An 8,451-nucleotide genomic window follows, 5' to 3' on the forward strand; every position below is an offset into this window, starting at 1 on the left:
TGGTATAGCCGGAGATGTTGCTAAAATTTTGGTTGTTAGAGCAGTTCCGGATGGAGATGAAAGAGATAAGGATATCGCAAATGCTATTCATTATGCCGTTGATAATGGAGCTAAAATCATTAATATGAGCTTTGGAAAACCATTTTCTCCAAATAAAGAAAGAGTTTGGGAAGCTATGAAATATGCAGAGAAAAAAGGTGTTTTAATGGTACATGCTGCAGGTAACGATAACAAAAATGTGGATACGGAATATAATTATCCAACTAATTTTAAGGATAATGAAAATAAATCTTTCGTAAATAATTGGATTACGGTAGGTGCTAGTACTCGTTACAACAATTCTTTAAAAGCGTCTTTCTCAAATTACGGAAAAGAAAAAGTTGATATTTTCGCACCTGGTTTAGAAATTTATTCTACAATTACGAAAGGTAAATATAAATTTTTACAAGGAACTAGTATGGCTTCTCCGGTGGTTGCAGGTTGTGCGGCTTTATTGTGGGCTTATTTCCCTCAATTATCCGCAGAACAAGTTAAAGAAATATTATTTATAACCGCAAACAAATCAACTACAGCTGTTGAAGCTGGTGGAGAAAGTGATAATAGTCCTGCCATTACAACTACCTTTGACCAGCTGTCCTCAACTGGAGGAGTAGTAGATGTATATAGAGCAGTAAAATATGCTTACGACAATTTTAATCCAAATAAAAAATCAAAAAAATAATTCTAAATTAATTAATAAAAAAAAGCTATTTTATATAAAATAGCTTTTTTTTATTGTAATAATTTTATTTTAATTAAGAAATTTTGCTTACACCTTCAGTCAAAGCCTCAATAAAGTTTTTTAATGGCTTTTCAACCATAGTCGAAATAAACATATTAAATTTTCCATCGAAGGTAAATTGCACTTCGCTTGAATTTTCTGAAACTTCATTAAGAAGAAGGCTTAAATCAAAATTTAAGGTTTCTTTAGCTGAACTTAGTACAATTTTGGAATACGGAATTCTTTCTTTCATTTTCAAGGCTATTTCAGGCATTCCTTTTAATGCAAAAACAAAACCATCTTCATCTGCCTCAAACTTATCAATGTTTTCAGGCATGAATTTTTTAAATTCAGAAGGCTGAGAAGCTAACGAATATATTTCTTCTGCCGATTTATTAACCAGTATTTTTTCTCCTTTAATATTCATTTTTGTACATTTGATAAAAACAATTACAAATGTACAAAATTTCTGTAAACGAAAGATTTCTTACCATAGGTAAAGGAAAAAGAAAACAGGCAATTAACCTTCCATATGAAAGTTTGGAAACTCTTAGATATGCCTTGGATATTTTGTACCATACCCAGGTAAAATCTGTTCATATTTTTACCGATGAGAAGAAAAAGGTTTGGAAAAAATTTAAAAAAATAGCTACCCCGGTCTATGCCGCCGGAGGTCTTGTCAAAAAAAATAATGATAACTATTTATTTATAAAGAGAAACGGTCTATGGGATCTACCTAAAGGACATGTTGAAAAAAATGAAACATTTAAAAAGGCTGCCGTTCGTGAAGTAGAGGAAGAATGTTCACTATCAAACGTGAAACTTAAAAAATATATTACAACTACCTACCATGTTTACATTTCAGAAAAAAAATATTATCTGAAAATAGTAAAATGGTTTAATATGGAATACAAAGGCAAAGAAAAGCCTAAGCCGCAAAAAAGTGAAGGAATTGAAAAAGCGCAGTGGTTTACCATGAAAAAGATTCCTATGCTTATGAAGAAAACTTATATTAATATCAAAGAATTGGTGAACACAAATGTTTTAGATGAATCTTGAGACAAATGATATACCTATAAATTAAAAAAGGAGTAATAAATATTACTCCTTTTTATTTCTTATACTTTTTTGCTTAGAATTCAAATTGCATTCCAAATTTAACTCCAAACTTATTTACGTCCCGCATATTTAGATAATTACCTCTCCAGTTAAAATCGACCCTGAAAATTCTTAAATTACCCAAACCTATATTTTCGATTCCAAATCCATATTCATAGTAAATATCTTTACTCGGAGCTATATAGTATATATTTGAAGCATTCATATTTTTAGATCCATCTGATATATCTCCCCAAGCTCCTCTAAAAATCAAAACCTCTCTAAGTTGTAACTTTTTCAACAAAGGTATATAAGAAAATATTCTTCCGTTAAAATGATGCTCAACATGTAAAGCTGAATAAACATCCGTTACAAAATCATAATAGTCTAGTAGAGAAAATGTATTATTTACAATTCCATAGGATTGATTTCCCGGAATGACACTTAATAAAGATAAAGGAAGTTTATTAAATGATTTTCCGAATTCAAAAGTAACGTCGGTTTTACCAATCGGTCCCCAAAGTATAGGATGGTTGTACAGAAATTGAATTTTATCATAGTCAAAATCTCCGTCCAATACACCTTTTAATCCTTTAATATATTTTAAAATAAGTGTCGGAGATAAGGTAGTATGTTCATACCTATCCAACCCAAAACGAGAATATTTTGCTCCAGGTCTTGCCTGTATGCTGAAAGTAAGATGAGAATCGTATAAATCCTTTTTAATATTACCTTGCTTATCGTAATATCCGATATCAAATTTATAAGGATTACCTGATTTTATATATTGATAAGTTCCATCCAATCTTAATTGCACATTTTTCCAAGGTTCAATGGATAAAAAAGCATTGGTTTGATTTACGGAACTTAAATATTTGTTACTTCCTCTGGAAATAATAGATGAAGAAGCGAATGAACGAGTCATAATACCTTCATTTTCAGTAAGGGAAGTTCCCAATTGGGTAATATCCCTTTTCGTACCTACTCCCATAGTCAATCGATTAAATTTATTTAACATTAATCGACCTTCAAATCCATATTTAAATTGATCGTCTTTAAAACCGTATGCAGTATATCCTTCTACCCTCCACATGTCATTAGGTGAGAAAAAGGTTCTAGCCCCCAATCGTATTCTAGTTCCTTCCACATCATTATATCCTAATGTTTGATAAAGGTTACCTATATCGATGGCATTGCCTATATTCACATAACCTGAAGAAAGGATTTGTACTGCATCGACAATATTTCGGAATAATCGTGTTCTAGAAACCTTTTCAACCATTGCATAGGCCTTTTTATCATCTTCATTTAAACGGTCGGGACGATTATTAGCCCAAAAATCGTCTTTTCTATTGTAAGCTCCTTCGGAAATAGGTTCCCACTGCTGATCCAAAAGCTTTTCAACGATATTTTGCGGTTCATCGAATTTGTAGTCATTATATGTAAGCGTTCTTTTCGCAAACATTCCTTTACCTTCTTCTTTTTTAGTAATTAGAGACATGTCCAATACCGTGTAATTACGTAAAGGAATAAAGATTGAATCGTTGACATTGTCGTAATCTAATTCCATATAAATATCTTTCACAAAGTTTACGTTTATACCTGAGGTAGATTGCAATGTAACTTGTTTTACTGCATATGTATCCTTTGTGATATATAAGTCACCTTTAAAGGTTAACTCATTGTGTCTTCGAGGCCTGTATTTTATATAGTAGCAGTCTACACCATCTATGGAAACAGTATCGGATAATAAATAATCATAGACAGAGAACCCTATCGTTGATACGGGGCTGGTAAAACCTTTGTTAAAGAAATTTAAAACGTTATCATAAATGTTAACATCCTTATACAAATTTTTAACCGTATTGGCTACAATATCGTTATTCGGTATTCCCGATGCTTTATTTCCCCTAAGAAAAGTTTTTTCTCGTTTTGACGGAGTATTTTGTCCTACTATATCAGAAAGAGATTCGTTAAGAAACAGAGGAATATAGGTTTTACCTGAAATATCTAAAGTATCTATGTCTTTTGAAGAAATGTTTAATTTTTTAAAGATTTTCTTGCTGATAAAAGCGCTATCGACGTTATTTAAATCGAATTCAATTTTTTCGTATTCTTTATATTGATAATTCTTAAAATTGGTAAGTCCGTTAGATCTTCTTCTTTTCCATAGCTCACGCAAAATGCGATAGGCTGGATTTTCTTTTTTCGGTAAACGCTTTTTAGGAAAACCAGTAACGACCACTTCATCTATTTGTTTCTCTTTACTTACTGTTCCTTTATCCAATGATGTTAAATTTACAATCAATCCTAAATTATCTCCTCTTTGTAAGGGAATGTATTTAATGGGATATTTATCTGTGATTATTTCTAAACTGTCAATATATTTATTTGATTCTAATTCAAAATTACCATTACTGTCAGTAGATGAATATACTTGTGTATTATTCAAAAAAATATCGGCATCAGGAATAGGCTGTCCAGTTTTTTCATCTAAAAGCTGTCCAGTTACTCTAACGTAATTTACTTTTTGATCTTCTTCTGGATTATTATTTGTTTGCGGATTTATTTGTGGGGCAGTACGGATTGTATCCGGGGTAATTATAGACGAATCTATTTTATCTTCGTCAGAAAATTTTATAATCAAATTTAAATTTTGATCGCTACTTATTGGAACAATTTTTTTCTTATACGTTTCGACCTGAATAACTAATGAATCAAAATTTTGGGGAGACTCTAATAAAAAATATCCTGTATCATTAGTTAGTGTTGAGATTTCTGGAGCCTTAAGAAAAAATACTTTAGCCCCTTTTATCGGGCGTTGTATCTCTTGATCGATAATTACTCCGGTAATTTTAACCTGTGCATTCAAAAATAAACTAAATAAAAATGCAAATAAAAAAAGGAATTTATTACTCATTGAACGTTAATTAAAAATAAAAACTTTCGTTTGTAGATATCGAACAAACGAAAGTATATGTATAAATATTATATTATATGTTTATGGCGCTTAACAAAACAAAAAACTTTACCGTTTTTCAAGAACTTCATCGATAAGACCATATTTTTTAGCTTCAGAAGCAATCATCCAATAATCTCGATCGGAATCTTTTTCAATTTTTTCGAAAGTTTGTCCTGAATGTTCTGCTAATATCTCATAGAGTTCTTTTTTCAATTTTAAAATTTCCTTTAAGGTAATTTCCATATCGGACGCTTGTCCTTGCGCTCCACCTAAAGGTTGGTGAATCATAATTCGAGAATGTTTTAATGCTGATCTCTTTCCTGCCGCTCCTGCGGTTAATAAAACAGCTCCCATAGAGGCTGCTATACCAGTACAGATCGTTGCTACGTCCGGTTTTATTATTTGCATGGTGTCGTAAATGCCTAACCCTGCATAGACTCCTCCACCAGGAGAATTTATATATATTTGAATATCTTTGGAAGCATCTGTACTTTCTAAGAATAGCAGCTGTGCTGTGACTATATTAGCGATCTGATCATCAATTCCCGTTCCCAAAAATATTATTCTGTCCATCATTAATCTTGAGAACACATCCATTTGGGCAACGTTTAGTTTTCGTTCTTCTGTTATATAAGGAGTCATGGAATTTACATACTGATCAACAAACAAACTATTAATTCCCTTATGTTTTACCGCATACTTATGGAACTCTTTTCCTAAATCCATATTTATTATCTTTTTACTTCTATTTTTTTATTATTTTTTCTCACTAAAATTATACCAAACCACTACAGCTAAAGATAAGACTTTATTTTGTCAGCTATTTCTATAAATTCTTCCGGGCTAAGTGTCAGCTTATTTCCAAAATTCATATCCCCTACGGAATTTAATGGAATTAAATGCACATGTACATGAGGTACTTCCAATCCTTGTACTGACATGCCAACCCGTAAGCACGGAATAGCTTTTCCTACTGCCTGAGCAATGGTATAGGTAAAATCCATTAATTCATCATATTCTTCTTTTGGCAAATCAAACAGCTTATCGGTTTCTTTTTTAGGAATAACCAATACATGTCCTTTTGCCACAGGAAAAGCATCTAAAAAAGCAAGATGTGTTTCGGTTTCAGAGATCTTATAACAGGGTATTTCTCCCGCTACTATTTTTGAAAATATACTTGACATAGGTTGTAATTTTAAATATTAATCCAAAGAAATTTCAAGAATTTCAAAGTTAATACGGTTACCGTTAGGTAAATTTATTTCGGCAAGCTCTCCTACTTCTTTTCCTAAAAGACCTTTAGCAATCGGAGTATTTACAGAAATTTTACCCGCTTTTAAATCGGTTTCCGTATCTGGAACCAAGGTATACTTCATCTCTTGACTATTGGCTACATTTTTAATTCTTACGGTGCATAATATGGCTACCTTAGAGGTATCTACCTGTGATTGATCTATAATTTTAGAGTTAGAAATAACATCTTTAAGCTTTGCAATACGCATTTCCAGCAAACCTTGTGCTTCTTTAGCCGCGTCGTATTCTGCATTTTCCGATAAATCTCCCTTATCCCTAGCTTCAGCAATTTGCTGAGTTATTTTAGGTCTCTCTACTTGCTCTAACTGATCGAGCTCTTTGCGTAATTTATCTAAACCTTCTTTCGTTACATAATTCATGATACTATTTTTTGTAATTTTGCGTTGTAATTGTTGTAATTATTAAATATAAAAAAAATAACCCGATGCTTTTCAGTCGGATTATCTATATGCAAAGTTAGCAAATTTATTATGATTAAAAAATTATTTCTTTATATATTATTAATTTCACACCTATTCATCTTTATACAATGCGAAAATGGAAACAAAACAATTAGTTGTTTTCCTAATTCTTCTATAAGTTTCTCTGCCGATCTCAATTTACCTCAATTTAGAAATTTAGCAAGTATTGGAGGCTATGCCTATATTGAAGGTGGTCCATTAACAGGAACCAACGGACTTATCTTGGTTAGAATCAGTCCTAATCAGTTTAAAGCTTACGATAGAAATCCTCCGCATATTTGCCCCGGTGCTAATACAACATTGGAAGTGAAAAATGATATTTATTTGTTTTGTCCGGAAGACGGCGCCAAATGGATACTAACTACCAATCAGCCTTTAGAGGTAACTGACAGAAGTGCTAAAGAATATAATGCGCAACTTGTAGGAAATACAGTTATAATTTCTTATTAATTTACACAATAATATGCTTATATATAAGTTGTATAATGTATAGCTTGCTATATAAAATTAAGCACATTGCCTGAGCAACTGTGAATTGTTTTCAAATTTTGTTAACTAACTACTAATGCTTATTTTTTTATGATTTTTTGAAAATTATTACTTTCAAACTTTAATAGCTAAAGGATACATTATATTAAAAGTATGGAAAAGTAATTTGTATTGTTTAAAATTTATGAAAAAGCAATAAAGATCAATAAATATTTTTATATTATTTATTATTATTTTTAATTTTATTAACTTATCTTACTATATTTCAGGTAGAAACCTCTTTCTTTTTTCTATTTTTTTCATTTATTTATTGAGCAACTTAATGTATTTCCATATGAATCATTATAAAGCTTAGATGCTTTATTATTTATGTTTAAATAACTTATTCTCATCTCGGCATCATTTTATTATTTCTGTATTTCTACACTATATTGTTTTTGTAAATATTTTAATAGCTGATCAAAATTTTCATAAGTTTGTAATGATATTATATCTCAAAATAACTATTATAAAATAATTTAATTTGCTCGAATTGAGTTTTTCACTCATCTTTTTTATTATTAAAATTATTAGTTATTTTATTCTCCATCCCTTAAAATTATTTTACGGTTATTTAGATTTTCACCTATAATCATAACATTTCCATCATATAAAAAATATACTTTTTTATTTTCGTCTATTTTAAATTCATGGGTAAGGGAAGCCTTATGTGTAACTGTTGATCCTAGTTCCCTTCTTTGTATAGCCTCCAATCGATCAATCATTGTTTTATTATTTTTACATAACTCTCCCTTTTTAAAGATTTGGTTTTTCGATAAATACTCTCTTACAGCTTCAATATTTTCAGGTGTTTAAAAAGCTTCCTCGATTGGTCTTGCACCTGCTTCTATAAGGTTAAGCCCCCTCTATAGCCATCTTCGGCTATAGTATCAAAAGTTTTTTTCCACCAGCACTATGTTTAAATGCTTCTGCCTCTCTGCTTTGGCAGGGACTTCCCTATCCTAGCTTTTTACCTTTGCGGTTTCGTTTTCTTAATCTTTGAAGGACTAGGCGTTTTAAATATAAAAGCAGAATTTATTTTACTTTTTGTAATTATCTCATTCTGCATGATAGTATCGGATGAAGCCATAAGTACGTCGGCTTTGAAATAGAAATGATCTTCTTTAAAACCTGGAATATTGTGTATACCGAAAATGATATCATACGGAAATTGCTTAAATAAACCATCATCAACCGGTCACTTTTCAACCTATAACAACTCTTCAACTGATTGGAAAATGACATGCAATGTGCTATCAAAGTGACGTGTTTCGGCAAGATATTTCGCTGCACACAGCCAAATAGTGGTATAACTATCATAGCCAACG

General features: G+C 31.1%; 9 protein-coding genes. 3 read left to right on the forward strand and 6 right to left on the reverse strand.

Going from position 1 to position 8,451, the window contains the following annotated elements; genetic code table 11:
* Window positions 1–721: S8 family serine peptidase (locus tag M3Z80_RS08195; protein WP_293919090.1), on the forward strand; the 721-nt coding region annotated here is incomplete at its 5' end.
* A gap of 73 nt (window positions 722–794) precedes the next feature.
* Here M3Z80_RS08195 and M3Z80_RS08200 read toward each other — a convergent pair.
* Window positions 795–1,187, reverse strand: a complete 393-nt coding sequence (locus M3Z80_RS08200; protein ID WP_293919092.1) for an SRPBCC family protein — start codon at window positions 1,185–1,187, stop codon at window positions 795–797.
* A gap of 29 nt (window positions 1,188–1,216) precedes the next feature.
* Here M3Z80_RS08200 and M3Z80_RS08205 point away from each other — a divergent pair, with 29 nt between their 5' ends.
* Window positions 1,217–1,819: an NUDIX hydrolase gene (locus M3Z80_RS08205; protein WP_293919093.1), complete on the forward strand. Its 603-nt coding sequence runs from the start codon at window positions 1,217–1,219 to the stop codon at window positions 1,817–1,819.
* Between the two features lie 73 nt (window positions 1,820–1,892).
* Here M3Z80_RS08205 and M3Z80_RS08210 read toward each other — a convergent pair whose 3' ends face one another.
* The 4 genes from M3Z80_RS08210 to greA form a co-directional block, all read right to left on the reverse strand.
* Window positions 1,893–4,778, reverse strand: a complete 2,886-nt coding sequence (locus M3Z80_RS08210; protein ID WP_293919094.1) for a DUF5686 family protein — start codon at window positions 4,776–4,778, stop codon at window positions 1,893–1,895.
* Between the two features lie 108 nt (window positions 4,779–4,886).
* Window positions 4,887–5,546: an ATP-dependent Clp endopeptidase proteolytic subunit ClpP gene (gene clpP / locus M3Z80_RS08215; protein WP_293919096.1), complete on the reverse strand. Its 660-nt coding sequence runs from the start codon at window positions 5,544–5,546 to the stop codon at window positions 4,887–4,889.
* Window positions 5,547–5,614: 68 nt separating this feature from the next.
* Window positions 5,615–6,004, reverse strand: a complete 390-nt coding sequence (locus M3Z80_RS08220; RefSeq protein ID WP_293919098.1) for an HIT family protein — start codon at window positions 6,002–6,004, stop codon at window positions 5,615–5,617.
* A gap of 18 nt (window positions 6,005–6,022) precedes the next feature.
* Window positions 6,023–6,493: a transcription elongation factor GreA gene (gene greA / locus M3Z80_RS08225; protein ID WP_293919100.1), complete on the reverse strand. Its 471-nt coding sequence runs from the start codon at window positions 6,491–6,493 to the stop codon at window positions 6,023–6,025.
* A gap of 111 nt (window positions 6,494–6,604) precedes the next feature.
* On the opposite strand from greA, the gene M3Z80_RS08230 reads away from it, so the two are divergent.
* On the forward strand, window positions 6,605–7,045 hold the full coding sequence (locus tag M3Z80_RS08230; RefSeq protein WP_293919101.1) for a hypothetical protein: 441 nt from the start codon (window positions 6,605–6,607) through the stop codon (window positions 7,043–7,045).
* Between the two features lie 617 nt (window positions 7,046–7,662).
* Here M3Z80_RS08230 and M3Z80_RS08235 read toward each other — a convergent pair.
* Complete coding sequence (locus M3Z80_RS08235) at window positions 7,663–7,848, reverse strand: hypothetical protein (protein ID WP_293919102.1); 186 nt, start codon at window positions 7,846–7,848, stop codon at window positions 7,663–7,665.
* Window positions 7,849–8,451 lie beyond the last annotated feature (603 nt).

The organism is Apibacter sp. (assembly GCF_025291155.1).
In the GTDB taxonomy this organism is placed as follows: domain Bacteria; phylum Bacteroidota; class Bacteroidia; order Flavobacteriales; family Weeksellaceae; genus Apibacter.